At 61.5% G+C, this 26,631-nt stretch carries 15 protein-coding genes and 6 rRNA genes; 4 read left to right on the forward strand and 17 right to left on the reverse strand.

The window, feature by feature from the left end; translation table 11 throughout:
* Positions 1-207 precede the first annotated feature (207 nt).
* The 12 genes from NIBR502770_RS16845 to rpmB all read right to left on the reverse strand — a co-directional run bounded on the left by NIBR502770_RS16845 (position 208) and on the right by rpmB (position 18,963).
* Positions 208-2,232: an NHL domain-containing thioredoxin family protein gene (locus tag NIBR502770_RS16845; protein WP_141159005.1), complete on the reverse strand. Its 2,025-nt coding sequence runs from the start codon at positions 2,230-2,232 to the stop codon at positions 208-210.
* Positions 2,232-4,391 (reverse strand): cytochrome c oxidase assembly protein, encoded by a 2,160-nt coding sequence (locus NIBR502770_RS16850; RefSeq protein WP_141182715.1) that lies wholly within the window; start codon positions 4,389-4,391, stop codon positions 2,232-2,234. Before NIBR502770_RS16850 ends, NIBR502770_RS16845 begins: the two co-directional genes overlap by 1 nt.
* Positions 4,392-4,507: 116 nt before the next feature.
* The gene (locus NIBR502770_RS16855; RefSeq protein WP_011693739.1) at positions 4,508-4,792 is read right to left on the reverse strand and encodes an HU family DNA-binding protein; all 285 of its coding nucleotides are present in this window, start codon (positions 4,790-4,792) and stop codon (positions 4,508-4,510) included.
* A gap of 358 nt (positions 4,793-5,150) precedes the next feature.
* Positions 5,151-5,267, reverse strand: a 5S ribosomal RNA gene (gene rrf / locus NIBR502770_RS16860).
* 162 nt (positions 5,268-5,429) lie between these two features.
* Positions 5,430-8,558, reverse strand: a 23S ribosomal RNA gene (locus tag NIBR502770_RS16865).
* A gap of 513 nt (positions 8,559-9,071) precedes the next feature.
* A 16S ribosomal RNA gene (locus NIBR502770_RS16870) occupies positions 9,072-10,593 on the reverse strand.
* A gap of 1,566 nt (positions 10,594-12,159) precedes the next feature.
* A 5S ribosomal RNA gene (gene rrf, locus NIBR502770_RS16875) occupies positions 12,160-12,276 on the reverse strand.
* A gap of 162 nt (positions 12,277-12,438) precedes the next feature.
* Positions 12,439-15,567 (reverse strand): 23S ribosomal RNA (locus NIBR502770_RS16880).
* 500 nt (positions 15,568-16,067) lie between these two features.
* A 16S ribosomal RNA gene (locus NIBR502770_RS16885) occupies positions 16,068-17,589 on the reverse strand.
* The 16S, 23S and 5S rRNA genes sit together here, the layout of an rRNA operon.
* A 662-nt stretch (positions 17,590-18,251) precedes the next feature.
* Positions 18,252-18,557, reverse strand: a complete 306-nt coding sequence (rpsN, locus tag NIBR502770_RS16890) for a 30S ribosomal protein S14 (protein WP_141159002.1) — start codon at positions 18,555-18,557, stop codon at positions 18,252-18,254.
* Positions 18,558-18,559: 2 nt separating this feature from the next.
* Entirely contained in the window at positions 18,560-18,727 is a 168-nt protein-coding gene (gene rpmG, locus NIBR502770_RS16895) for a 50S ribosomal protein L33 (protein ID WP_013602737.1), read from the reverse strand.
* Positions 18,727-18,963: a 50S ribosomal protein L28 gene (gene rpmB / locus NIBR502770_RS16900; RefSeq protein WP_018763944.1), complete on the reverse strand. Its 237-nt coding sequence runs from the start codon at positions 18,961-18,963 to the stop codon at positions 18,727-18,729. Before rpmB ends, rpmG begins: the two co-directional genes overlap by 1 nt.
* Positions 18,964-19,277: 314 nt before the next feature.
* On the opposite strand from rpmB, the gene NIBR502770_RS16905 reads away from it, so the two are divergent.
* Genes NIBR502770_RS16905 through NIBR502770_RS16915 form a run of 3 tightly spaced genes read left to right on the forward strand, consistent with a single transcriptional unit; the run spans position 19,278 to position 22,088 of the window.
* Positions 19,278-20,744 (forward strand): ferric reductase-like transmembrane domain-containing protein, encoded by a 1,467-nt coding sequence (locus NIBR502770_RS16905; RefSeq protein ID WP_141182716.1) that lies wholly within the window; start codon positions 19,278-19,280, stop codon positions 20,742-20,744.
* On the forward strand, positions 20,741-21,274 hold the full coding sequence (locus tag NIBR502770_RS16910) for an FMN-binding protein (protein ID WP_141182717.1): 534 nt from the start codon (positions 20,741-20,743) through the stop codon (positions 21,272-21,274). Before NIBR502770_RS16905 ends, NIBR502770_RS16910 begins: the two co-directional genes overlap by 4 nt.
* Positions 21,258-22,088 (forward strand): FAD:protein FMN transferase, encoded by an 831-nt coding sequence (locus NIBR502770_RS16915; RefSeq protein ID WP_141182718.1) that lies wholly within the window; start codon positions 21,258-21,260, stop codon positions 22,086-22,088. The genes NIBR502770_RS16910 and NIBR502770_RS16915 overlap by 17 nt, the downstream gene beginning before the upstream one ends.
* A 10-nt stretch (positions 22,089-22,098) precedes the next feature.
* Here the strand turns inward: NIBR502770_RS16915 and NIBR502770_RS16920 are convergent, their stop codons facing one another.
* Both NIBR502770_RS16920 and NIBR502770_RS16925 read right to left on the reverse strand, forming a co-directional pair.
* Positions 22,099-22,860 carry an SGNH/GDSL hydrolase family protein gene (locus NIBR502770_RS16920; protein WP_141182719.1) on the reverse strand — a complete coding sequence of 254 codons (762 nt, stop codon included), beginning with the start codon at positions 22,858-22,860 and terminating at the stop codon, positions 22,099-22,101.
* 56 nt (positions 22,861-22,916) lie between these two features.
* Positions 22,917-23,402, reverse strand: a complete 486-nt coding sequence (locus NIBR502770_RS16925; RefSeq protein ID WP_141158997.1) for a MarR family winged helix-turn-helix transcriptional regulator — start codon at positions 23,400-23,402, stop codon at positions 22,917-22,919.
* Between the two features lie 59 nt (positions 23,403-23,461).
* Between NIBR502770_RS16925 and NIBR502770_RS16930 the strand changes: the two genes are divergently transcribed.
* Positions 23,462-23,767 carry a YciI family protein gene (locus tag NIBR502770_RS16930; RefSeq protein ID WP_141158996.1) on the forward strand — a complete coding sequence of 102 codons (306 nt, stop codon included), beginning with the start codon at positions 23,462-23,464 and terminating at the stop codon, positions 23,765-23,767.
* On the opposite strand, the gene NIBR502770_RS16935 is transcribed toward NIBR502770_RS16930, so the two are convergent.
* The 3 genes from NIBR502770_RS16935 to NIBR502770_RS16945 all read right to left on the reverse strand — a co-directional run bounded on the left by NIBR502770_RS16935 (position 23,764) and on the right by NIBR502770_RS16945 (position 26,630).
* On the reverse strand, positions 23,764-24,627 hold the full coding sequence (locus NIBR502770_RS16935) for an SGNH/GDSL hydrolase family protein (protein ID WP_141182720.1): 864 nt from the start codon (positions 24,625-24,627) through the stop codon (positions 23,764-23,766). The genes NIBR502770_RS16930 and NIBR502770_RS16935 overlap by 4 nt on opposite strands.
* Positions 24,628-24,762: 135 nt before the next feature.
* Positions 24,763-25,818, reverse strand: coding sequence for a siderophore-interacting protein (locus NIBR502770_RS16940; protein WP_141182721.1), 1,056 nt, complete (start codon positions 25,816-25,818; stop codon positions 24,763-24,765).
* On the reverse strand, positions 25,815-26,630 hold the full coding sequence (locus tag NIBR502770_RS16945) for an ABC transporter ATP-binding protein (RefSeq protein WP_141182722.1): 816 nt from the start codon (positions 26,628-26,630) through the stop codon (positions 25,815-25,817). The genes NIBR502770_RS16940 and NIBR502770_RS16945 overlap by 4 nt, the downstream gene beginning before the upstream one ends.
* Between the last annotated feature and the right edge of the window lies 1 nt (position 26,631).

Below are 26,631 nucleotides of genomic sequence, written 5' to 3' on the forward strand. Positions count from 1 at the left end.
CCCCGCTTCTGAGAGCCGCCCATACCCCGCCGCCGCCCTATGTGGACAGCGGAGGATCTGGCCAGCGTCACGCAGAGCACGCTTTCAGAGCCGGCAGTCTGCGAAAAGCCCGGAATTCCGGGACGGCCGCCGTGCTGGGAACGCGAAAGGCTGCCTCCCGTGACGCGGAGTCACATGGAAGCAGCCGTTCAGCAAACCACAGGCGGGTCAGTCCATTCCGCGGAGGTCCAGGACCAGTTCGGTGTCACCGTCGGCCTGCAGGACCACCGGGATGCCCCAGTCCTGCTGGTAGAGGTGGCAGGCGGCGTGGTCGGGGATCTCGCCGTCCTCGGTCTCGGGGCCGTCGCAGGCCGCGGCGCGGGCGGTAATGTGCAGCACGCCCTCGGGAACGTCCGGGGACAGCTCCAGGGTGCGGAGCAGTCCCACCGAGGTGCCGCCGCCGGCCACCAGCAGTTCCGGCGGGGTGGAGGAGATCTTCAGCTGCGTCGGATCGCCCCAGCGGTCATCGAGCTTCTGCCCGGTGGGAGCGGTGAAGCGGACGGTCAGGTCCAGGGCGCCGGGGGCCACAGGGCTCTTGGGCCGCTGGGTCTGGGATGCGCCCTCATCCACCTGCTGCGCTTCCTTGGGGATGGGAACGTACACCAGCTGGTGCTTGTTCGCCTCGACCACCACCAGCAGGGGCTCGGAGCCGGCGGATTCCGTGTGGTCCACAATCACGTCGGACGGCTCGGCAAGCCCGCGGGCCAGCGTGGACACGGTGCCGGACGCGGGGTCGTAGCGGCGCACGGCTCCGTTGTAGGTGTCTGCGATCGCCACGGAGCCGTCGGGCAGGACGGTCACACCGAGCGGGTGCTGCAGCCGTGCTTCGGCGGCCGGGCCGTCGCGGAAGCCGAAGTCGAACAGGCCCTTGCCCACGGCGGACTCCACGGTGATGGAGGCGTCGTCTGCGATGTTCAGCTTGCGGAGGGCCGACGTTTCGGAGTCCGCCACCCAGATGTTGCCGTCGGCATCTTCGGCCAAGCCTGAGGACTGGGCGAACCAGGACTCGTGCGCGGGACCGTCGAGAAGCCCTTCCAGGCCGTTGCCGGCAATGATCGACACGGCGCCGGAGACGGGGTCAAAGCTGAAAATCTGGTGCGTGCCGGCCATGGCCACCACCACCGCATTGAGCTTGCGCGACCATACGACATCCCACGGCGAGCTCAGCGCCACATCCAGCGGGTCCGTGCCCAGTGAGCCGCTGAAGCCGGCGCCTTCCTCGTCCACCCGGGCCGGGCCGGTTTCCAGCAGGCGCTGGATGCCGTTTCCAGCCAGGGTGGAGGCCTTGCCGTCCGTGAGCGAAAGTCCACGCAGCCGGTGGTTGACCGAGTCGGCAATGACGACGTCGTAGCCCGCCTTGGCTGCCACGTCTTCCGGGAGCAGGACCAGGCCTTGGGGCTCGTTGAACTGGGCGCTGGCGGTGTCCCCCGCGGCGGGGCCGTCGGCGTAGCCCTTGGTGCCCGAGCCGAAGGTGGCCAGGACTGTTTCGAAGTCGGTGGCCAGTTCCACCAGGCGGTGGTGGCCCGTGTCGGTGACCAGCCAGGACCCCTTCTCCGCAGCAACGGAAGCGGCTGCACCTGCGGGCGTGCCGCCGTCGGCTGTTCCAGCCAAAGCCGTGGAACCGCGGCCCGGCGGGAGGAACAATGCCTTGCCGGGGAAGCGCAGGGTGCCGGACGTTGCCTCGGGGGCCACGTACGGGCCGGAACCGCGGTGCAGGGTGCCCTTGGCCTCGTGCTCGGCGATCAGCTCCGGGATCAGCACCGCGAGCCCGTCCGCGTGGCCCTCACCGGAAAGGTGCGCCACGATGTAGCCCTCGGGATCGATGACCACCAGGGTGGGCCATGCACGGGCTGTGTACGCCTTCCAGGTGTCCAGTTCGGGGTCGTCCAGGACAGGGTGGTGGATCTCGTAGCGCTCCACGGCGGCCGCCAGCGCCACAGGGTCCGCCTCGTGCTCGAACTTGGGCGAGTGGACTCCCACGGTGACCAGCACGTCGGAGTACTGCTGCTCAAGCGGCCGCAGCTCATCGAGGACGTGCAGGCAGTTGATGCAGCAGAAGGTCCAGAAATCGAGCAGCACGATCTTGCCGCGCAGGGCTTCGAGGTCCAGGGACTTGCCACCGGTGTTCAGCCAGTTGCGGCCCACCAGTTCGGAGGCCCGGACCCGGGCATGCGTGCGTACGGTTTCGCTCATCAGCGTCCTTCCAGCTTGTTGCGTTCAGCCAGCTTGGCATCGCGTTCGGCCAATTTGGCAAACATATCGTTGTAAGCGGTCAGATCGGCGTCGTTATTCCTGTCCGCCGCCCGGTCCACCCGCTTGGTCTCCCGCTGGTCCGACCTGGACCACATGATGGCGACGCCGATCGCCACCAGCAGCGTGGGCACTTCGCCAATGCCCCAGGCCACCGCGCCGCCGGCCTGCTGGTCGGCAAGGGCGGACGGTCCCCAGGCACGGCCCAGGTTGCCAAAGTAGTCCGCAGCCATCAGGCCCGTGCCGCCCATGATGGACACGCCGAAGAAGGCGTGGAAGCCCATGGTGGCCAGGAGCAGGAGCAGCCGCATGGGGTACGGGGCGCGGCGCGGCAGCGGGTCGGTGCCGATCATGCTCAGCACGAAGATGTAGCCGGTCAGCAGGAAGTGCAGGTTCATCAGCTCGTGGCCCACATGATCGCGCATGGCGAAGCCGAAGAGGTCCGAGTAGTAGAACAGGATGATGGAACCGGCGAAATTAGCTGCCGCGAACAGCGGGTGGGTGACCAGTTGGGAGAACTTCGAGTGCACGAAGACCAGGAGCCACTCGCGGGCACCGCGTGAGCCGTCACCGCGGGCGGGCAGGGCGCGCAGGGCCAGCGTCACCGGCGCCCCGAGCACCAGGAAGATCGGGGCCACCATGGTCAGCGCCATGTGGTCCACCATGTGCGCAGAAAACAGGATGCGTCCGTAGACCGACGGCGGCCCGGACGTGATGTATGTCAGCACCACCAGGCCGATGACCCAGTTGACGGACCGGAACCACTGCCAGGAGTCTCCCCGCCGCCGGATCCTGGCAACGCCCAGGAAGTAGGCGACCAGCCCGAAGAGGGCCACGCCGACCCAGATCCAGTCCAGGCGCCACTCAGTGAGCCAGCGTTCGGAAGTGAGCTCGGGGGGAAGCTCGTAGCCGCTGAGGATGAAGGCGGGTGAGGCGTTGGGTGCCAGCTCTGTTGGCTGCGGCGGGGCTGAGCGGCCCAGTGCCACGGCGATGCCCGAGGTGGCACCCATGACCAGCAGCTCCGCCAGGATCAACTGCCACAGCACGCGCCGCGAGGACATAGTGGCCCCCTTGCGGCCCAGCTGCGGGATGACCCACTGCCGGTGCATGAAGCCGATGCCGCCCAGCACCACCGCGCCCGCGGTCTTGGCCAGGATCAGCTGCCCGTACGCCGAGCCGAAGAGATCATGCCAGCTGGTGACGCGGATTGCTGCGTTGATAATGCCGGAGGCGAAAACCAGCACGAATGCGAAGCCCGCCAGGGTGGAGAAGCGCTTGAGCGTGGGTTCGGTGATATCGGAAGCTGCCCCGGCTTTGGGCCCCGTCAGGATTCCAGACAGCAGGGCCAGGATGATGATGCCGCCCACCCATGTGCTGACGCCGAGCAGGTGCAGGCCGAGCGAGTTGATGGCGCCCTCGTGGTCCGACGAGCTTGAAGAGTGTCCGATCAGGGCGGTAGGCACCAAACCGATGAGGGCCAGGATGAGGGTGAGGGCCAGGCCACCAAGGGACCTGACGCCGAAGAGTGCCGTCGTCACTATCGCGGCGATGATGGTGACGGCGAGCCAGGCCCGCCCTGTATCGATGTCCGTCATGAAGTACACCAGGGCCTGCGTGAAAGCAGGATCGCCCGACAGTCCCTGCCCGGCCACATCGGCGTACGTGAGCACCAGGACCGCTATAGCGGACAAGGTCCACACCGCGCCCGCAACGGCCGCCACAGCGAGCACGCGGGTGAAGGCGGGATGCTCGGGTGCCCCGCTGCCTGCTTTCTCCCGGTCCCGCCCGCGCCCGTTGAGGTTCTTGGGCAGGATGCCGACGGCGAAGATGAGCCCGCCGACGACGGTCGCCAGGGACACGTTGTGGATGGCCTTGCTGATGGGGAGTCCCCAACGGACCAAGGCGCCGGGATCGGCTACGCTGCGGGCCGCTGACTCTCCGGAGAAGATCAGCGCTGCTGCAAGGCCCAGGAAAAGTGCCGCCAAGCCAGCCACTTGCCAGGCAACCGGTACCCCCCGGGTGCCGGCGTCCCGGACCGCAGCCCCCTTGCCAGGGCTGGACTGTGGCGGGGTGGAGCGTGGTTTTGCGGCAGAAGACACCATTCCATTGTCCGCTACGCCCGCCCGGGCGGCGAATCCGGGGTTAAACGCCAAGGAGCGGCAACCCGACGGGTTGCCGCTCCTGTTCCAGCCGGCTGCATGCCGGCCGGGAATAAGCTCTACTTCTTGGAGACTGCAGCCTTCAGCTTGGAGCCGGCGGTCAGCTTAACGCTGTGGCCTGCTGCAATCTGGATGGTCTCGCCGGTCTGCGGGTTGCGGCCGGTGCGGGCTGCACGGTCGGTACGCTCGACGGCGAGCCAGCCCGGGATGGTGATCTTCTCGCCGGCGGCGACGGAAGTCTCGAAAACCTCGAACAGTGCGTCGAGGACGGAGTTGACGGCAGCCTGGCTGGTGCCGGCCTTGCCAGCTACCTCTGCAACAAGTTCACTACGGTTCTTAGCCATTGATGTCCTCCTGGACGGTTCTGATTCTGGAGCCTGCACACGGCATGCGCGCAGGCCACTGTTCGAAAACTTACCAGCTTGGGCGGTTGCGGGCCGCAAATTCCGCGTGTTTCCGCCATTTTTTGAGGTTAATCACCGATTCTTCGGCCGTTTTCACCCTCGTCAACGCATCACGGGCACCAGCAGCACCGCGGTCCACGCTCGGCTGGCAGGTAAGTACGACGGCGGCCGGCACCTCCCAGCCACGGCCCGCCAGGGTGGATGGCCGGAAGGCCCGCGGCATGCGGTGTGCGGTGTTTTGTGTGTTAAATGTGGGAGGCCCCAACCGTGTGGTTGGGGCCTCGACCATTAATAGTTGTTCCGGCGGTGACCTACTCTCCCACACCCTCCCGGGTGCAGTACCATCGGCGCTGTGGGTCTTAGCTTCCGGGTTCGGAATGGGACCGGGCGTTTCCCCCACGCTATGACCGCCGTAACCCTTGTACCCGAAACCCGCAGGGGGTTGGGAAGTCTTGTGGTTACAACATCCCTGCCCGTGGGCAGGGGGTGGTGTTGTATTCAATTGTTAGGTTCCGCCAACAGGGTTGTTGGTTGGGAACCACATAGTGGACGCAAGCAGAGTTTTGTATGTATCTGTGTGGTGTAAGTTGTTGGCCTATTAGTACCGGTCAGCTTCACGAGTCGTTAGTCCTCGCTTCCACATCCGGCCTATCAACCCAGTGGTCTGGCTGGGGGCCTCTCACACATAAATGTGTATGGAAATCTCATCTTGAAGCGAGCTTCCCGCTTAGATGCTTTCAGCGGTTATCCCATCCGAACGTAGCTAATCAGCGGTGCACTTGGCAGTACAACTGACACACCAGAGGTTCGTCCGTCCCGGTCCTCTCGTACTAAGGACAGCCCTTCTCAAATTTCCTGCGCGCGCAGCGGATAGGGACCGAACTGTCTCACGACGTTCTAAACCCAGCTCGCGTACCGCTTTAATGGGCGAACAGCCCAACCCTTGGGACCTACTCCAGCCCCAGGATGCGACGAGCCGACATCGAGGTGCCAAACCATGCCGTCGATATGGACTCTTGGGCAAGATCAGCCTGTTATCCCCGAGGTACCTTTTATCCGTTGAGCGACGGCCATTCCACAATGTACCGCCGGATCACTAGTCCCGACTTTCGTCCCTGCTCGAGATGTCTCTCTCACAGTCAAGCTCCCTTGTGCACTTACACTCGACACCTGATTGCCAACCAGGCTGAGGGAACCTTTGGGCGCCTCCGTTACTTTTTAGGAGGCAACCGCCCCAGTTAAACTACCCATCAGGCACTGTCCCTGACCCGGATTACGGGCCGAAGTTAGATGTCCAAAGTGACCAGAGTGGTATTTCAACGATGACTCCACCCGAACTGGCGTCCGGGCTTCAACGTCTCCCACCTATCCTACACAAGCCACTCCGAACACCAATACCAAACTATAGTAAAGGTCTCGGGGTCTTTCCGTCCTGCTGCGCGTAACGAGCATCTTTACTCGTACTGCAATTTCGCCGAGTTTATGGTTGAGACAGCGGGGAAGTCGTTACTCCATTCGTGCAGGTCGGAACTTACCCGACAAGGAATTTCGCTACCTTAGGATGGTTATAGTTACCACCGCCGTTTACTGGGGCTTAAATTCTCAGCTTCGCCTTGCGGCTAACCGGTCCTCTTAACCTTCCAGCACCGGGCAGGAGTCAGTCCGTATACATCGTCTTGCGACTTCGCACGGACCTGTGTTTTTAGTAAACAGTCGCTTCCCCCTGGTCTCTGCGGCCCCGATCCCCTCCACACCGCGAAGGTGTATCAAGGTTGGGGCCCCCCTTCTCCCGAAGTTACGGGGGCATTTTGCCGAGTTCCTTAACCATAATTCTCTCGATCGCCTTAGTATTCTCTACCTGATCACCTGTGTCGGTTTGGGGTACGGGCGGCTAAAACCTCGCGTCGATGCTTTTCTCGGCAGCATAGGATCACCAAATCCCCCCAAACGGGGGTCCCATCAGATCTCAGGCACCATGAATGGCGGATTTGCCTACCACTCGCCCTACATCCTTAGACCGGGACAACCATCGCCCGGCTCGGCTACCTTCCTGCGTCACACCTGTTAATACGCTTGCCTCCCAGGATCAGGTCCCGCGCTCCACCAAAACCCTTCACCCACAAGGGGTGTCAGGCAGGTCTCGGGCGGTTAGTATCCCCTGTTCAACATGGACGGTTTTTCGCCGGTACGGGAATATCAACCCGTTGTCCATCGACTACGCCTGTCGGCCTCGCCTTAGGTCCCGACTTACCCAGGGCAGATTAGCTTGACCCTGGAACCCTTGATCATTCGGCGGACGGGTTTCTCACCCGTCTTTCGCTACTCATGCCTGCATTCTCACTCGTGTAGGCTCCACCACTGGTTTACACCGCAGCTTCACTGCCCACACGACGCTCCCCTACCCATCCACACTCCTGAACCACAAAGGCTTGGAAAATATGTGAATGCCACAACTTCGGCGGTGTACTTGAGCCCCGCTACATTGTCGGCGCGGAATCACTTGACCAGTGAGCTATTACGCACTCTTTTAAGGGTGGCTGCTTCTAAGCCAACCTCCTGGTTGTCTGGGCAACTCCACATCCTTTCCCACTTAGCACACGCTTAGGGGCCTTAGTTGGTGGTCTGGGCTGTTTCCCTCTCGACTATGAAGCTTATCCCCCACAGTCTCACTGCTGCGCTCTCACTTACCGGCATTCGGAGTTTGGCTGACGTCAGTAACCTTGTAGGGCCCATTAGCCATCCAGTAGCTCTACCTCCAGCAAGAAACACGCAACGCTGCACCTAAATGCATTTCGGGGAGAACCAGCTATCACGAAGTTTGATTGGCCTTTCACCCCTACCCACAGCTCATCCCCTCCATTTTCAACTGAAGTGGGTTCGGTCCTCCACGACGTCTTACCGTCGCTTCAACCTGGCCATGGGTAGATCACTTCGCTTCGGGTCTAGATCACGCCACTCACACGCCCTATTCAGACTCGCTTTCGCTACGGCTGCCCCACACGGGTTAACCTCGCGACGTAACACTAACTCGCAGGCTCATTCTTCAAAAGGCACGCCGTCACCAGAACAGAGCCGGCTCCGACGGATTGTAAGCACACGGTTTCAGGTACTGTTTCACTCCCCTCCCGGGGTACTTTTCACCTTTCCCTCACGGTACTGGTCCGCTATCGGTCATTAGGGAGTATTTAGGCTTATCAGGTGGTCCTGACAGATTCGCACGGGATTTCTCGGGCCCCGTACTACTTGGGATACTCTCACAGGCGGTACAAACACATTACGGTTACGGGACTAACACCCTCTCTGGCCGGCCTTTCAAAACCGTTCACCTATGCGCGCACATCACACCCCACCAGCCCGGCAGAACTGGTACGGAAAGTCCCACAACCCCGACCATGCAACGCCCGCCGGCTATCACACATGGAACGGTTTAGCCTGATCCGCGTTCGCTCGCCACTACTAACGGAATCACTATTGTTTTCTCTTCCTGCGGGTACTGAGATGTTTCACTTCCCCGCGTTCCCCCCACGCACCCTATGTGTTCAGGTACGGGTCACCAAGTCACTCGCGCGCTCAGCGGGGTTTCCCCATTCGGACACCCTGGGATCACAGTCCGGTTATCGACTCCCCCAGGCTTATCGCAGATTCCTACGTCCTTCTTCGGCTCCTAATGCCAAGGCATCCACCGTGTGCTCTTAAAAACTTGACCACAAAGATCAAAAACAAAAAACACTCGAGAGAACCACAGAAACTGCCCCGCACACCCAAAAGGGCACACGAACCAGATCCAGGTTCATATTCTTGGAAATTGCTTCTTATACAAGATGCTCGCGTCCACTATGTAGTTCTCAAACAACAACCCCACACCACACACCCCACACACACCAAGTGCGCAGAGACGTCATGGCAGGGAAACCAGAAACAAACAAACCCACCAGAACACCACCCACACCCCAAAAGGCGAAGACAGCGAACCCGTGGCCCTGTTGCCTCAGGACCCAACAGTGTGCCAAACACTACCCAGAACACCAGACCACACAACGTTCCTGAACCCCCGAAGGAATCCGTACTGATCAATGGTCCGTGCCACCAGGCACCTATTTGTTGATATTCCACCCATGAGCACCCGCCACGGAACAATCGTCCGTGCTACGGGCTTGCTTCCTGACAACACCACACCACCAACATGCGCTGGTGACCGGTTGTTGTAGGTGCTCCTTAGAAAGGAGGTGATCCAGCCGCACCTTCCGGTACGGCTACCTTGTTACGACTTAGTCCCAATCGCCAGTCCCACCTTCGACAGCTCCCTCCCACAAGGGGTTAGGCCACCGGCTTCGGGTGTTACCAACTTTCGTGACTTGACGGGCGGTGTGTACAAGGCCCGGGAACGTATTCACCGCAGCGTTGCTGATCTGCGATTACTAGCGACTCCGACTTCATGGGGTCGAGTTGCAGACCCCAATCCGAACTGAGACCGGCTTTTTGGGATTAGCTCCACCTCACAGTATCGCAACCCTTTGTACCGGCCATTGTAGCATGCGTGAAGCCCAAGACATAAGGGGCATGATGATTTGACGTCGTCCCCACCTTCCTCCGAGTTGACCCCGGCAGTCTCCTATGAGTCCCCACCATCACGTGCTGGCAACATAGAACGAGGGTTGCGCTCGTTGCGGGACTTAACCCAACATCTCACGACACGAGCTGACGACAACCATGCACCACCTGTAAACCGACCACAAGTGGGGGACCTGTTTCCAGATCTTTCCGGTTCATGTCAAGCCTTGGTAAGGTTCTTCGCGTTGCATCGAATTAATCCGCATGCTCCGCCGCTTGTGCGGGCCCCCGTCAATTCCTTTGAGTTTTAGCCTTGCGGCCGTACTCCCCAGGCGGGGCACTTAATGCGTTAGCTACGGCGCGGAAAACGTGGAATGTCCCCCACACCTAGTGCCCAACGTTTACGGCATGGACTACCAGGGTATCTAATCCTGTTCGCTCCCCATGCTTTCGCTCCTCAGCGTCAGTTAATGCCCAGAGACCTGCCTTCGCCATCGGTGTTCCTCCTGATATCTGCGCATTTCACCGCTACACCAGGAATTCCAGTCTCCCCTACATCACTCTAGTCTGCCCGTACCCACCGCAGATCCGGAGTTGAGCCCCGGACTTTCACGGCAGACGCGACAAACCGCCTACGAGCTCTTTACGCCCAATAATTCCGGATAACGCTTGCGCCCTACGTATTACCGCGGCTGCTGGCACGTAGTTAGCCGGCGCTTCTTCTGCAGGTACCGTCACTTACGCTTCTTCCCTACTGAAAGAGGTTTACAACCCGAAGGCCGTCATCCCTCACGCGGCGTCGCTGCATCAGGCTTGCGCCCATTGTGCAATATTCCCCACTGCTGCCTCCCGTAGGAGTCTGGGCCGTGTCTCAGTCCCAGTGTGGCCGGTCACCCTCTCAGGCCGGCTACCCGTCGTCGCCTTGGTAGGCCATTACCCCACCAACAAGCTGATAGGCCGCGAGTCCATCCAAAACCACAAAAGCTTTCCACCAACCACCATGCGATGGAAGGTCATATCCGGTATTAGACCCAGTTTCCCAGGCTTATCCCAGAGTCAAGGGCAGGTTACTCACGTGTTACTCACCCGTTCGCCACTAATCCACCCACAAGTGGGCATCATCGTTCGACTTGCATGTGTTAAGCACGCCGCCAGCGTTCATCCTGAGCCAGGATCAAACTCTCCGTTGAAGAAAAACAGACACAACCAAAACCACCGGAAATAACGGCGCCAATGGCTGCACAAAATTTGAAACCAGCTAAAAACACCAAACCACACCACAGGGGCGGCACGATTCGGCAAATTCAACCAATCACATACATAATCGGTATCAACAAACTTGGCACACTATTGAGTTCTCAAACAACAGACACACCCGGCACCACCCAAACCAAACATTCAGGATCGCTCCGGAGCAACTTTTCAAACTTACCCGATCCCCCGCCCCGAAGCAAATCCATCTTTCAGGACCCACATCGAAGAGAAGACCGCCCCAACCGATTGCCAGCGCCCTAAAGAGCAACCAGAATCTGGCTTTGATTTGGGGGTTTTGGCCACCCGGTGAACAGTTCTTCACTGTCTCCCCCGCGGCGACTTAGAAAACAATACACGCCCACCCGGCCCACCGCAAACCGGCCAAGGCCCCAACCCCCACCACGCCAAAAACCCCGAGAAACCGAGGTTTTCCGGGCCCCCGCATCGGGTTTTGACGTTCCGGAGGCAGTTCCGGCTTTCTATGGAGTGGCTCACATCTGTGGCAGTGATCGCCAATTACCTGGAAGTGCGTTTAGTGGTTCGCCGCCGGCGGTCCCACCCGGCATTGCTCTCCAGGGAGCCGGGCCGCACGCAGCTGTACCGGCACCCTCCATGGCTTGATCAGGGCAGGCGTAGGTTGGTCCTCCGGCCCGCGCTCCAATCTGCTGCCTACCGCCTCCAGAGCCTGGGTGCCTGGTGGCCTGTAGCGCTCGTGGGACGCTGGCCGAACCCGCCAGGGGTGCTAGTACCGGCGCACACCGCCAGCTCTGGTCCGCGTTGAAGCCGGCGGCAGCCCATCCCACTGCCGGAAAGGGGAAGTGGATGCAATATGCGGGACCGCACGGTTGGACCACCAGTTGGCAATCACCACCATGGACTGCTTGTCACATGCTCCGTGCACGTGCTGACGTGAATGTGCTCGGCCGCAAAGCGCGTTATTTCGGAACTGGTAGATGGACGCCTTGGAGTCGCGGGTGCCAGCCAACTCCACGGGGGCAGGATCGTGCAGCGGCACCACCCGTACCGCGCCCCTCCTGCCGCCACAGCAGACTGCCACGTACCGGACGACTGCTGCCGGCAGCACCGCAACTGCCCCTGAGCCGCCGGGCACGACGGGCCCCGTAGTCTGGGTCTCCTCATGGAACGCCTTCGCCGTGCGCGCATTGGTGTCCACCGGGACAGAGACGGCGCCCTGCACCAGGTCATTGCCAGAGCGCGCCGCACATACGCCGAGGCGAATAGTTTGTCCCCCTCTTGGTACTTGTTGTCGTACCTAGGCGACAGCGTAGTCAGTTCAGGGGCGTTGGCGCCTGACACGCCGGGTCCAGGAAAGAGACGTGCCCGGTGAGGGGTTGGTTGACAGATACGGACGACGGCGGCCGGCACCTCCCAGCCAAGGGGCGCCAGAGTGGATGGCCGGAAGGCCCAACCCTGGACTGGTTTTGTTTGTTAAATGTGGGAGGCCCCAACCGTGTGGTTGGGGCCTCGACCATTAATAGTTGTTCCGGCGGTGACCTACTCTCCCACACCCTCCCGGGTGCAGTACCATCGGCGCTGTGGGTCTTAGCTTCCGGGTTCGGAATGGGACCGGGCGTTTCCCCCACGCTATGACCGCCGTAACCCTTGTACCCGGCCAACCCTGGGGGGTTGGTGGGAAGTTTTGTGGTTACAACATGGTGTTGTTATTTAGTTGTGTTGGTTCCGTGCCGTGACAACCCGTGTTGGGGGTTGTTGGTTGGGAACCACATAGTGGACGCAAGCAGAGTTTTGTATGTATCTGTGTGGTGTAAGTTGTTGGCCTATTAGTACCGGTCAGCTTCACGAGTCGTTAGTCCTCGCTTCCACATCCGGCCTATCAACCCAGTGGTCTGGCTGGGGGCCTCTCACACATAAATGTGTATGGAAATCTCATCTTGAAGCGAGCTTCCCGCTTAGATGCTTTCAGCGGTTATCCCATCCGAACGTAGCTAATCAGCGGTGCACTTGGCAGTACAACTGACACACCAGAGGTTCGTCCGTCCCGGTCCTCTCGTACTAAGGACAGCCCTTCTCAAATTTCCTGCGCGCGCAGCGGATAGGGACCGAACTGTCTCACGACGTTCTAAACCCAGCTCGCGTACCGCTTTAATGGGCGAACAGCCCAACCCTTGGGACCTACTCCAGCCCCAGGATGCGACGAGCCGACATCGAGGTGCCAAACCATGCCGTCGATATGGACTCTTGGGCAAGATCAGCCTGTTATCCCCGAGGTACCTTTTATCCGTTGAGCGACGGCCATTCCACAATGTACCGCCGGATCACTAGTCCCGACTTTCGTCCCTGCTCGAGATGTCTCTCTCACAGTCAAGCTCCCTTGTGCACTTACACTCGACACCTGATTGCCAACCAGGCTGAGGGAACCTTTGGGCGCCTCCGTTACTTTTTAGGAGGCAACCGCCCCAGTTAAACTACCCATCAGGCACTGTCCCTGACCCGGATTACGGGCCGAAGTTAGATGTCCAAAGTGACCAGAGTGGTATTTCAACGATGACTCCACCCGAACTGGCGTCCGGGCTTCAACGTCTCCCACCTATCCTACACAAGCCACTCCGAACACCAATACCAAACTATAGTAAAGGTCTCGGGGTCTTTCCGTCCTGCTGCGCGTAACGAGCATCTTTACTCGTACTGCAATTTCGCCGAGTTTATGGTTGAGACAGCGGGGAAGTCGTTACTCCATTCGTGCAGGTCGGAACTTACCCGACAAGGAATTTCGCTACCTTAGGATGGTTATAGTTACCACCGCCGTTTACTGGGGCTTAAATTCTCAGCTTCGCCTTGCGGCTAACCGGTCCTCTTAACCTTCCAGCACCGGGCAGGAGTCAGTCCGTATACATCGTCTTGCGACTTCGCACGGACCTGTGTTTTTAGTAAACAGTCGCTTCCCCCTGGTCTCTGCGGCCCCGATCCCCTCCACACCGCGAAGGTGTATCAAGGTTGGGGCCCCCCTTCTCCCGAAGTTACGGGGGCATTTTGCCGAGTTCCTTAACCATAATTCTCTCGATCGCCTTAGTATTCTCTACCTGATCACCTGTGTCGGTTTGGGGTACGGGCGGCTAAAACCTCGCGTCGATGCTTTTCTCGGCAGCATAGGATCACCAAATCCCCCCAAACGGGGGTCCCATCAGATCTCAGGCACCATGAGTGGCGGATTTGCCTACCACTCGCCCTACATCCTTAGACCGGGACAACCATCGCCCGGCTCGGCTACCTTCCTGCGTCACACCTGTTAATACGCTTGCCTCCCAGGATCAGGTCCCGCGCTCCACCAAAACCCTTCACCCACAAGGGGTGTCGGGCAGGTCTCGGGCGGTTAGTATCCCCTGTTCAACATGGACGGTTTTTCGCCGGTACGGGAATATCAACCCGTTGTCCATCGACTACGCCTGTCGGCCTCGCCTTAGGTCCCGACTTACCCAGGGCAGATTAGCTTGACCCTGGAACCCTTGATCATTCGGCGGACGGGTTTCTCACCCGTCTTTCGCTACTCATGCCTGCATTCTCACTCGTGTAGGCTCCACCACTGGTTTACACCGCAGCTTCACTGCCCACACGACGCTCCCCTACCCATCCACACTCCTGAACCACAAAGGCTTGGAAAATATGTGAATGCCACAACTTCGGCGGTGTACTTGAGCCCCGCTACATTGTCGGCGCGGAATCACTTGACCAGTGAGCTATTACGCACTCTTTTAAGGGTGGCTGCTTCTAAGCCAACCTCCTGGTTGTCTGGGCAACTCCACATCCTTTCCCACTTAGCACACGCTTAGGGGCCTTAGTTGGTGGTCTGGGCTGTTTCCCTCTCGACTATGAAGCTTATCCCCCACAGTCTCACTGCTGCGCTCTCACTTACCGGCATTCGGAGTTTGGCTGACGTCAGTAACCTTGTAGGGCCCATTAGCCATCCAGTAGCTCTACCTCCAGCAAGAAACACGCAACGCTGCACCTAAATGCATTTCGGGGAGAACCAGCTATCACGAAGTTTGATTGGCCTTTCACCCCTACCCACAGCTCATCCCCTCCATTTTCAACTGAAGTGGGTTCGGTCCTCCACGACGTCTTACCGTCGCTTCAACCTGGCCATGGGTAGATCACTTCGCTTCGGGTCTAGATCACGCCACTCACACGCCCTATTCAGACTCGCTTTCGCTACGGCTGCCCCACACGGGTTAACCTCGCGACGTAACACTAACTCGCAGGCTCATTCTTCAAAAGGCACGCCGTCACCAGAACAGAGCCGGCTCCGACGGATTGTAAGCACACGGTTTCAGGTACTGTTTCACTCCCCTCCCGGGGTACTTTTCACCTTTCCCTCACGGTACTGGTCCGCTATCGGTCATTAGGGAGTATTTAGGCTTATCAGGTGGTCCTGACAGATTCGCACGGGATTTCTCGGGCCCCGTACTACTTGGGATACTCTCACAGGCGGTACAAACACATTACGGTTACGGGACTAACACCCTCTCTGGCCGGCCTTTCAAAACCGTTCACCTATGCGCGCACATCACACCCCACCAGCCCGGCAGAACTGGTACGGAAAGTCCCACAACCCCGACCATGCAACGCCCGCCGGCTATCACACATGGAACGGTTTAGCCTGATCCGCGTTCGCTCGCCACTACTAACGGAATCACTATTGTTTTCTCTTCCTGCGGGTACTGAGATGTTTCACTTCCCCGCGTTCCCCCCACGCACCCTATGTGTTCAGGTACGGGTCACCAAGTCACTCGCGCGCTCAGCGGGGTTTCCCCATTCGGACACCCTGGGATCACAGTCCGGTTATCGACTCCCCCAGGCTTATCGCAGATTCCTACGTCCTTCTTCGGCTCCTAATGCCAAGGCATCCACCGTGTGCTCTTAAAAACTTGACCACAAAGATCAAAAACAAAAAACACTCGAGAGAACCACAGAAACTGCCCCGCACACCCAAAAGGGCACACGAACCAGATCCAGGTTCATATTCTTGGAAATTGCTTCTTATACAAGATGCTCGCGTCCACTATGTAGTTCTCAAACAACAACCCCACACCACACACCCCACACACACGTGCGTGGACCGTCATGGCAGGGAAACCAGAAACACACAAACCCACCAGAACAACCCCCACCAAAGGCAGGGACCATTCCCGTGGTCCTGTTGCCTCAGGACCCAACAGTGTGCCAAACACAAAACCACGCATCCCCACGCCCACCGTTCCAGAACCATCACTGGCTCGTACTAGACAAGACACAAAAACACGCGGCCGCTATTTGTTGATATTCCACCCATGAGCACCCGCCACGGAACAATCGTCCGTGCTACGGGCTTGCTTCCTGACAACACCACACCACCAACATGCGCTGGTGACCGGTTGTTGTAGGTGCTCCTTAGAAAGGAGGTGATCCAGCCGCACCTTCCGGTACGGCTACCTTGTTACGACTTAGTCCCAATCGCCAGTCCCACCTTCGACAGCTCCCTCCCACAAGGGGTTAGGCCACCGGCTTCGGGTGTTACCAACTTTCGTGACTTGACGGGCGGTGTGTACAAGGCCCGGGAACGTATTCACCGCAGCGTTGCTGATCTGCGATTACTAGCGACTCCGACTTCATGGGGTCGAGTTGCAGACCCCAATCCGAACTGAGACCGGCTTTTTGGGATTAGCTCCACCTCACAGTATCGCAACCCTTTGTACCGGCCATTGTAGCATGCGTGAAGCCCAAGACATAAGGGGCATGATGATTTGACGTCGTCCCCACCTTCCTCCGAGTTGACCCCGGCAGTCTCCTATGAGTCCCCACCATCACGTGCTGGCAACATAGAACGAGGGTTGCGCTCGTTGCGGGACTTAACCCAACATCTCACGACACGAGCTGACGACAACCATGCACCACCTGTAAACCGACCACAAGTGGGGGACCTGTTTCCAGATCTTTCCGGTTCATGTCAAGCCTTGGTAAGGTTCTTCGCGTTGCATCGAATTAATCCGCATGCTCCGCCGCTTGTGCGGGCCCCCGTCAATTCCTTTGAGTTTTAGCCTTGCGGCCGTACTCCCCAGGCGGGGCACTTAATGCGTTAGCTACGGCGCGGAAAACGTGGAATGTCCCCCACACCTAGTGCCCAACGTTTACGGCATGGACTACCAGGGTATCTAATCCTGTTCGCTCCCCATGCTTTCGCTCCTCAGCGTCAGTTAATGCCCAGAGACCTGCCTTCGCCATCGGTGTTCCTCCTGATATCTGCGCATTTCACCGCTACACCAGGAATTCCAGTCTCCCCTACATCACTCTAGTCTGCCCGTACCCACCGCAGATCCGGAGTTGAGCCCCGGACTTTCACGGCAGACGCGACAAACCGCCTACGAGCTCTTTACGCCCAATAATTCCGGATAACGCTTGCGCCCTACGTATTACCGCGGCTGCTGGCACGTAGTTAGCCGGCGCTTCTTCTGCAGGTACCGTCACTTACGCTTCTTCCCTACTGAAAGAGGTTTACAACCCGAAGGCCGTCATCCCTCACGCGGCGTCGCTGCATCAGGCTTGCGCCCATTGTGCAATATTCCCCACTGCTGCCTCCCGTAGGAGTCTGGGCCGTGTCTCAGTCCCAGTGTGGCCGGTCACCCTCTCAGGCCGGCTACCCGTCGTCGCCTTGGTAGGCCATTACCCCACCAACAAGCTGATAGGCCGCGAGTCCATCCAAAACCACAAAAGCTTTCCACCAACCACCATGCGATGGAAGGTCATATCCGGTATTAGACCCAGTTTCCCAGGCTTATCCCAGAGTCAAGGGCAGGTTACTCACGTGTTACTCACCCGTTCGCCACTAATCCACCCACAAGTGGGCATCATCGTTCGACTTGCATGTGTTAAGCACGCCGCCAGCGTTCATCCTGAGCCAGGATCAAACTCTCCGTTGAAAACAAACAGACACAACCAAAACCACCGGAAATAACGGTCATAACGGCTGCACAAAATTTGAAACCAGCTAAAAACACCAAACCAATACCACAGGGGCGGCACGATTCGGCAAATTCAACCAATTACATACATAATCGGTATCAACAAACTTGGCACACTATTGAGTTCTCAAACAACAGACACACCCGGCACCACCCAAACCAACGTTCAGGATCGCTCCGAAGCAACTTTTCAAACTTACCCGATCCCCACCTCCGAAGCAAATCCATCTTTCAGGACTCACATCGAATTGAAGACCGCCCCATACCGATTACCCGGCGCCCTAAAGAGCAACCAGAATCTGGCTTTGATTTGGGGGTTTTGGCCACCCGGTGAACAGTTCTTCACTGTCTCCCCCGCGGCGACTTAGAAAACAATACACGCCCACCCGGCCCACCGCAAACCGGCCCTCACAGGGCCGAAGATCCGCGGTATTCCGCGGCGAAACCCGGGGTGGAGCGCCTGCGCAACCTGCCGTCGTCGTCATTCTGCCGGTGTGTGCTGCCGCACAGGTGTTTCCTGGCTGGCCCAGCCGCTGAACAAGTAACGGCTTAAACGCCGAAGGGCCGGCAACCCTAAGGTTGCCGGCCCTTCTCAAGCAGCTGGAATCAGCGGTGCCGGATTACCAGGAAGACTTGGTGATGCCCGGGAGTTCACCCTTGTGTGCCATGTCGCGGAAACGGACACGGGAGATGCCGAACTTCTGGAACGTGCCACGGGGCCGGCCGTCGATGATGTCGCGGTTACGCAGACGGATCGGGGACGCGTTGCGCGGCAGCTTCTGCAGGCCCAGGCGGGCCGCTTCGCGTGCTTCGTCGGTTGCGTTCAGGTCAACCAGGGTCTTCTTCAGCTCGAGGCGCTTGGCAGCGTAACGCTCAACGATGACCTTGCGCTGCTCGTTGCGAGCAATCTTGGACTTCTTAGCCATGTTTAGCGCTCCTCTCGGAATTCGACGTGCTGGCGGATCTTGGGGTCGTACTTCTTCAGGACCATGCGGTCCGGGTCGTTACGACGGTTCTTGCGGGTTACGTAGGTGTAACCCGTTCCCGCGGTCGACTTGAGCTTGATGATCGGACGTACGTCCTTGTCCTTAGCCACTAGAGCTTCACCCCACGAGCCAGAATGTCGGCGACGACTGCGTCGATGCCGCGCACGTCGATGGTCTTGATGCCACGTGCAGAGACCTGCAGCGTGACGTTACGGCGCAGGGACGGAACCCAGTAGCGCTTCTTCTGGATGTTCGGATCGAACCGACGCTTGTTGCGGCGGTGCGAGTGCGAAATGCTGTGCCCAAAGCCCGGCTCGGCCCCGGTCACTTGGCAGTGTGCTGCCATGACTTCTCCTCAAGAATTGAAAGTAATGATCCGCATATCTGCTGCTGGACCATGCAGCTAAGGGCGACCCACAGAATGTACGGGCAACGGTTAGTCACGCAACTTGAGCCCCTAACTACCGGCCACCCTGGAGAAAATTACCGGGCAACCGGAGCAATTGCGCACGCTCCGCGCACTTAGCGCCTACCAAGTCTACGAGTTGCCGCAATTAAAGACCAATCGGGTGTATAAGCGCTGGCCAATGGATGAAGGTCACAGCAGCCGCTGGCCCCTTTTCACAGCAGGGACATAGCTTCCCCGCGCATGTTTGATGCATGAACACGCAGCTCCTGCCGGCATCACCGGCCGCAAGCAGCTCCGGCCGCCCGGAGCTACCACCAACGAAGATACCCGCCCGCGGCTGGTTCGCCCGCCAGCATCGCCAGCGCATGCTGCGGACGGACCTCCTGACCGTCATTGCCTGGGCATCCGTCGCCGCCGCCATCGCCTTGTGGCTGGCCGACGGCGGGGCCACCAACATCACTTCGGCCGCCTCACTGTTCACGGCGGCGGGAATTGTGGCCGGCCTGGCGGGCATGGACCTGGTCCTGCTGATGCTGCTCCTGGCCGCGAGGATCCCGTTCATCGACCGCACCATCGGCCATGACCGCGCCCTGGAATTCCACGGCAAATTGGGCAAGCCTTCCCTCTACCTCCTCCTGGCGCACGGACTCCTGCTGGTCATCGGGTACGGCATGGCCGAGGGACCGGATCCGGTCAGCGAGTCCATCAACCTGTGGGTCCAGGTCCCCGATATGTGGCTGGCGTTCGTCTCCATGGCCCTGTTCATCGCCGTCGTGGTGACGTCCCTGGTGGCTGTGCGCCGGCGCTTCCCGTACGAGTTTTGGTACCTGGTCCACCTGCTGACCTACGCCGCGGTGGCAACGTCGATTCCGCACCAGTTCAGCGTGGGCGGCCTCTTCGCCGCCGGGACCTGGCAGCGCTGGTACTGGCTCGCCATTTGCATCTACACCGGCAGTGCCCTGGTGTACTTCCGGATCCTTGAGCCGGTGCTGGCCACGGCACGGCACCAGCTCACCGTGGCACGGGTGGAAAGGGTTGCCCCAGGTGTGGTGAACATCGTCATACGCGGCCGGAAGCTGGACCAGCTGGCAGGGACCGGCGGACGCTTCTTCATCTGGCGCTTCCTGGCTCCGGGCATGTGGTGCCACCCCCACCCGTTCAGCCTGTCCGCGGAGCCTGTGGTCAACGGCCGGGACGGCCAGGGGACGCTGCGGGTCACCGTGCGGAACCTCGGCGACGGCTCCGCCCAGCTGCTCCGGCTGCGGAAAGGCACCAAAGTGGCCCTGGAAGGCCCCTACGGCCTGCTCAGCACGGCAGCCCGCACGAAGAACAAGGTGGTGATGATTGGCGCCGGCATCGGCATCACACCACTGCGCGCGCTGCTCGAAACCACCCCGTTCGCGCCCGGCGAGGCCACAGTCCTGCTCCGCGGCCATACTGACCAGGAGCTGTACCTGGGCAACGAAATCCTTGACCTCTGCCGGGCGCGCGGGGTCCGGCTCTTCCACCTCACCGGGCCGCGCGCCCGCGGCCAGTCCACGTGGCTTCCCGCGGACTCGGTGCACAACGGCTACAGCCTCACCTCCTACGTGCCGGACATCAGGGATGCGGACGTCTACGTCTGCGGCCCGTCGGCGTGGGCGGCCAACGTCATAGCGGATGCCGGGAAAGCCGGCGTCCCCGAGGAGCAGATCCATCACGAAAGGTTTGACTGGTGAAAATACGCGGAACAGTCGCAGCAGCTTTGGCCTCCGCCGGGATCCTCCTGGTGGGCTGGCAGACGGGCACCCAGGCGGGCGGCATCAGTACCGTCGCGTCGAGCACGACGGCGACCGGCACCACGGGTGGAACTGGCACCGGGTCCACGGGGACGGGTTCGTCCGGGTCGGCCGGGTCCTCCAGCCCATCAGGCACCACAGGGTCGTCCGGGTCCGCAAGCTCCGGGTCCTCCAGTTCGTCCGGTTCCACGGGCTCCGGCACCTACAAGGGAAACACGGTCCAGACCCGGTTTGGCCCCGTGCAGGTCCAGATCACGGTAGCGAACGGAAAGATCACTGATGTCACGGCGCTGCAGCTGACCAATACGGACGGCAAATCGATCCAGATCAGCAACCGTGCGGCGCCTCTGCTCCGCAGCAAGGTCCTGGCGGCGCAGTCTGCCGATGTACAGACCGTGAGCGGGGCCACCATCACAAGCGACGCCTACCTCACCTCACTCCAGGCAGCCATCGATGCAGCGAACCTCTGATTCCCTGCGCGCCACGGCCGGCACCAGCCTGAAGGCCCGCACTTTTGAGTGCATGGGAACGGTCATCGGACTGACAATGCCCGTCGGCGACCCTGCGGAAGGGCAGCCGGGGCTCGACGAGCTCGCTGCCGCCACCGACGTCGTCGAACGCCTTTTCCGGGACCTTGACGAAACCTTCAGCCTGTACCGCCCGGACTCGGAAGCCAGCAGCCTGGCGCGTGGGGAACTGACGCTGCCCCACGCCTCGGCGCAGATGCGCGAAGCATACGCCGAGGCGCATGAGTGGCGGCTGCGCACGGAGGGAGCGTTCACGCCCGAAAGGCCGGACGGGGTGCTGGACCTTTCCGGCCTCATCAAGGGCCACGCCATCCGTGAGGCGGGAACATCACTTCTGGCCCTGGGCCGCCGGGACTGGTGCCTGAACGCCGGCGGAGACGTCCTGGTCAGCGGCTCGCCGCACCCCGGCAGCGCCGAACCCTGGAAAGCCGGCGTAGTGGATCCCGCGGACCGCAAAACCCTCATTACCGGATATGCCCTCGGCGGCAACAACCCGCACCACGCCCTCGCCACCTCAGGATCCGCCGAACGCGGGGAACACATTTGGCGGGTGGGAAGCGGCACACCGGACGCGGGGGCCTTTGTCCAGGTCACCGTTGCCGCCGCCGACATAGTCACCGCCGACGTCCTTGCCACCGCCATCGTTGCCGGAGGGACACGGACGCTGGACCAGGTTGCGGACCAATGGGATGTAGCCGTGCTGGCCATCCGCGCGGACCGCTCCATGCTGGCTACTCCAGCGTTCCAGCCAGGGTAGGAGACCCGCGCTACAGCCGCGTGAGCTGGGGGTACTTGGCCTGCAGGTTGTCCCCGGAAGACCTGCCGGTGACGCGGCGGACCACCCACGGCGCGGCGTACTCCCGGAACCACCGGGCGTTGGCGCGGATGGCGTCGGCCCCGCTCAGTTCCGGCACCGGCGTCATGGGCGGGACGTCGATGGAGTGGTCATATTTGAGGACCTCAAGCACGCGCTTGGCCATGTTCGCATGGCCGGCGGCGGACATGTGCATCCGGTCGTGGGCCCACATGCCCCAGTCGTAATATTCGCTGAAGCGCCAGTAGTCCACCAGCAGGGCGCCGTGGTCCCCGGCGATCCCACGGACCAGTTCGTTGTAGATGGCAGTGCGGCCGCGCATGGTGCCGAACACCTTCGACCCCCGGGCGTCGAAACCCGTGAACATCACCACGGTGGCGCCGGTGGCAGCGAGTTTCCCCACGGCATCGTTGTACTCCACCAGCAGGTCATCGATGTCCACGCGCGGGCGGAGGATGTCATTGGCACCGGCGTAGATGCTTACCAGGGTGGGACGAAGGGCGACGGCGGCGTCCACCTGTTCAGCCAGTATCTGGCGGAGTTTCCGGCCGCGGATGGCCAGGTTTGCGTAGCCGAAATTGGGGTCGGCGGCGCCGAGCTGCTCGGCCACGCGGTCTGCCCAGCCCCGGACGCCATTGGGGCGGTCCGGGTCGTCGTCGCCCACCCCTTCCGTGAAGGAGTCGCCGAGTGCCACAAGCCGGGAAGTGAAATCCATGCGGTTAGTTTGCCACCCGTTGCCGGAAGCAACCAATCGCCTCGGTCGCTCTTAGGTCAGTCCTGGGTTTCGCGCAGGATCCAGTGGTCGGAGTCCAGGCGGCCCACCACTTTTTCACCGATCCGTGCCAGGTCCAGGACATCCTGCTCGGTGAGCGCATCAAGGAACAGGTCACGGACGTCCTCCACGTGGGCCGGGGCCAGCCCGACAATGGTGGCCATGCCTTCCTCCGTGAGATGCGCGGTGGTGACCCTGGCATCGTGGGGGTGCGGGCGGCGCTCCACCCAGCCGCGCTTCTGCAGCTTGGTCACGACGTGTGAGAGCCGGGACAGGGAGGCGCTGGTGCGGGCGGCAAGCTCACTCATGGGCAGGAACCGCTCCTCAGCCTCGGACAGCATGGCCAGGACCGTGTAGTCGAAGAGGGATAGTTTTCCTGCCGCATGCAGCTTGGTGTCCAGAGCCGCAGGCAGCAGCGTATTGATGCTTACCAGCGCCAGCCAGGCACGGCGTTCGTCAGCGTTGAGCCAGCGGGGATCGGTCATGGTCACCATTCTACGATTGATCCTTCAAGTAGCTGGCCGGGCGCCGGTAGGCTTGCCCCATGTATGTTGTCTCCCTCACCTACCGCGTGCCCCAGGAGATCGTCGATTTCCACAACGACGCCCACATCGGCTGGCTGCAGAAGGCCTTTGACGACGGCGTGTTCATCGCCGCCGGCCGCAAGATCCCGCGCACCGGTGGACTGCTCCTGTCGCAGGCTGACCGGGAAACCCTCGACGCCAGCCTGGCCCAGGATCCGTTCTACACCAACGGGGTTGCCGACTTCGAAGTCATGGAGTTCCACGCCGGCCGGGTGGCCCCGGGGTACGAGATCCTGCTGGACACCCCGCCCCAGCCCACTCCCTAACGCGGGCTGCTTCCCGAAGGTGTGCTGCCGGCGTCGGACGTTCCGGCGGCGAGCTTCTTCAGCCCGCCCTTCCGCGGGACCTTCACCGGCTGGGGCCAGCGCGGGGTGAGGGTGTCCCCCAGCGTGACACCACGGAGCTTGCGGCCGAAGAGCGGCAGGACCCAGTCATGGACCCAGCGCCGCTGGCGCCGCTCCCACTCGCGCAGGCTGGGCCGGGCGGGTGGTTCCCAGTCTTTGGGCTTGATCTTGTGCGGCACGCCCAGCTGGTCCAGCACCTGCCCGGCCAGGTACTTATGCCCGGCCTTGGACATGTGGAGCCGGTCCGAGTCCCACATCCGCCGGTCGTGGAAGGCGTCAAGGCACCAGTAGTCCACCAGCACGGCCCCGTATTTCTCCGCGATGTTCCGCACCCGCTGGTTGTAGTAGGTGTTGCGTTTCTTCAGGGGCTCCAGCAGCGCGGAGACCTTGACGTCGAAGCCGGTGAAGAGAACCACCGTGGCCCCGGTGCCTGCCAGCGCTGCCACCAGCTGCTCATAGTCCGCCATAAGCGCGGACATGTCGGTTTTGAGGTCCAGGATGTCGTTCCCTCCGGCGTAGAGGGTGACCAGCGTTGGCCGCATCCCCAGCGCCGGTTCCAGCTGCTCGTCCACGATGTGCCGCAGCCGCTTGCTCCTGATGGCCAGGTTGGCGTATTTCCACCCCGGCTGCGCCTTCGCCAGTTTCTCGGCCACGCGGTCGGCCCACCCCCGCACCCCGTTGGGCAGCCGCTCATCCCGGTCCCCCACCCCCTCGGTGAAGGAATCCCCAAGGGCAACAAACACCCGCCGCCCGGAGTCAGGAAGCAGGGGATCAAAGGGCACAGGCACGAACGTAGCGGGACAAGTCAAAGCAATCACGACGCCGGGATGAACAGTAAGTGATGGGGCGTCCCGGAAATGCCGCAGGATCTGATGGGGCGTCCCGGAAATGCCGGCAGGATCTGATGGCGCGTTTGGCTAGCCTTCGGCTTTGCCCTGCCGCCAGTACCCCATGAACGCCACCTGTTTCCGGTCGATCCCCACGTCGCGGACCAGGTAGCGCCGCAGTTCCTTGATAACCCCTGCTTCGCCTGCCAGCCAGGCATAGAAGGGCAGGGCACCGGCGGGCAGGTGCGGGTTCCTCGAACCGCTGACGGCTGAGGTTTCCAGGCGGGACGGGGTCTCCCACAGGATGTCTTCATCCACGTTGATGTCATCGGGCTCGGGCCCGGCGCCGCCGTCGTCTGCTGTTATGCCCACCCAGCCGGGCACGGGGACAGCCTTGCGCACGGCTTCCTGCAGCAGTTGCCCGTGCTGCCGGGACCGTCCGATGGCGGTGCCGCGGGCCAGCCAGGTGATTTCGATGTCCGCCGGGGAGGTGAGCTGCATGAAGTCGCCGGCCTGCGGAACTTCCAGGAAGGCATGGCCACTCATGTACGACGGGAGGGATTCCAGGACCGCGGAGATGGCGGGGACGGCGGTTTCGTCGCCGGCAAGCAGGACGCGCTGGGCCATTCCGGGGCGCCACTCGATGCCGGAATAGGTTGCGGCGGTGATGCAATGCGCGGCACGGTTGTTTGGGCCGATGATGGTGAGCGGGTCGCCCGGTTTGGCCTTGGACGCCCAGTTTGCCGCCGGCCCGGCGTGCCCATGCCCGTCGGTGTGCATCACGAAGTCGATGTCAATCTCCGGGTACACCGCATCCAGCCGCGCCTCCCGGACCGTATAGGTCCGCATCGAGCCGCGCACGGCCGGGTCCATCGCCAGCCAGTCCCGGTACCAGCCGGCGTGGCCGGTGTCGAAGACGGGGAGCGGCAGCGGTGCGCCGCCCAAGTCCTGCGACGGGATGACGAGCTTGACCCGGAGGTCCAGGGTGTGGCCGTGGACGCCGAAGTCACGCAGCGGGTAGCCGCCGAAAGTGATCCTGCGGAACGTGGGGCTCAGCTCCTGGACGGCGGACACGGCCACCTCGAAGGCCACGCTCATCGGCTGGGCTGTCCGCTGTTGGGTGGAGGCGCTTTGCCGGGTCTTCATGAAACGAGCTCCAGTTCGTTGGCTGTGGCGTGGTGGCGGCCGATGGGAAGAATCAGCGGAGTACCGGAGACGGGGTCCGGGATGACGCGGCTTTCGAGGCCGAAGACCTCGCGGACTAGATCCTCCGTTACCACGTCCTCCGGGGAGCCCAGTGCCGCCACGGCGCCGTCCTTCATGGCGATGACGTGGTCCGCGTAGCGTGCGGCGAGGTTGAGGTCGTGCAGGACGATGGCCACCGTGGTGCCGCGCTTACGGTTCAGGTCGGTTACCAGGTCCAGGACCTCCACCTGGTGGGCCAGGTCCAGGTAGGTGGTGGGCTCATCCAGCAGCAGGACGTCGGTTTCCTGCGCAAGGGCCATGGCGATCCATGCCCGCTGCCGCTGCCCGCCGGACAGTTCATCCACGTCCCGCCCGGCGAGCCCCGCCGTTCCGGTGGCCTCCAGCGCGCGCTGCACGGCGGCGTCGTCCTTGTCACTCCAGCTGCGGAAGAAGCCCTGGTGCGGGTAGCGCCCCCGGCCCACCAGGTCGCGGACGGTGATCCCGTCCGGGGCGCTGGGATGCTGGGGAAGCAGGCCCAGGGTGCGGGCCAGTTCGCGTGCCGGACGGGAATGGATGTCCTTGCCGTCCAGTGTCACGGTGCCGCCGGCGGGTTTAAGGAGCCGCGACAGGCCCCGCAGCAGGGTCGACTTCCCGCAGGCGTTGGCACCCACGATCATGGTGACCATGCCTTCGGGGATCCGGACACTGAGCCCGTCCACCACGCATCGCTGGTGGTAGGTGAGCGTCAGGTCCCTGGCTTGGAGTACTGCCACG

Origin of the sequence: Pseudarthrobacter sp. NIBRBAC000502770, assembly GCF_006517815.1 — a bacterium.
In the GTDB taxonomy this organism is placed as follows: domain Bacteria; phylum Actinomycetota; class Actinomycetes; order Actinomycetales; family Micrococcaceae; genus Arthrobacter; species Arthrobacter niigatensis.

What these genes read in the sequence shown, in the direction of transcription:
- NIBR502770_RS16855 (WP_011693739.1), bottom strand. Translation starts at nt 4,792, where the DNA reads ATGGCTAAGAACCGTAGTGAACTTGTTGCAGAGGTAGCTGGCAAGGCC.
- NIBR502770_RS16905 (WP_141182716.1), top strand. Translation starts at nt 19,278, where the DNA reads ATGAACACGCAGCTCCTGCCGGCATCACCGGCCGCAAGCAGCTCCGGC.
- NIBR502770_RS16925 (WP_141158997.1), bottom strand. Translation starts at nt 23,402, where the DNA reads ATGACCGATCCCCGCTGGCTCAACGCTGACGAACGCCGTGCCTGGCTG.
- NIBR502770_RS16845 (WP_141159005.1), bottom strand. Translation starts at nt 2,232, where the DNA reads ATGAGCGAAACCGTACGCACGCATGCCCGGGTCCGGGCCTCCGAACTG.
- NIBR502770_RS16940 (WP_141182721.1), bottom strand. Translation starts at nt 25,818, where the DNA reads ATGAAGACCCGGCAAAGCGCCTCCACCCAACAGCGGACAGCCCAGCCG.
- NIBR502770_RS16930 (WP_141158996.1), top strand. Translation starts at nt 23,462, where the DNA reads ATGTATGTTGTCTCCCTCACCTACCGCGTGCCCCAGGAGATCGTCGAT.
- NIBR502770_RS16915 (WP_141182718.1), top strand. Translation starts at nt 21,258, where the DNA reads ATGCAGCGAACCTCTGATTCCCTGCGCGCCACGGCCGGCACCAGCCTG.
- rpmB (WP_018763944.1), bottom strand. Translation starts at nt 18,963, where the DNA reads ATGGCAGCACACTGCCAAGTGACCGGGGCCGAGCCGGGCTTTGGGCAC.
- NIBR502770_RS16920 (WP_141182719.1), bottom strand. Translation starts at nt 22,860, where the DNA reads ATGGATTTCACTTCCCGGCTTGTGGCACTCGGCGACTCCTTCACGGAA.
- rpsN (WP_141159002.1), bottom strand. Translation starts at nt 18,557, where the DNA reads ATGGCTAAGAAGTCCAAGATTGCTCGCAACGAGCAGCGCAAGGTCATC.
- NIBR502770_RS16850 (WP_141182715.1), bottom strand. Translation starts at nt 4,391, where the DNA reads ATGGTGTCTTCTGCCGCAAAACCACGCTCCACCCCGCCACAGTCCAGC.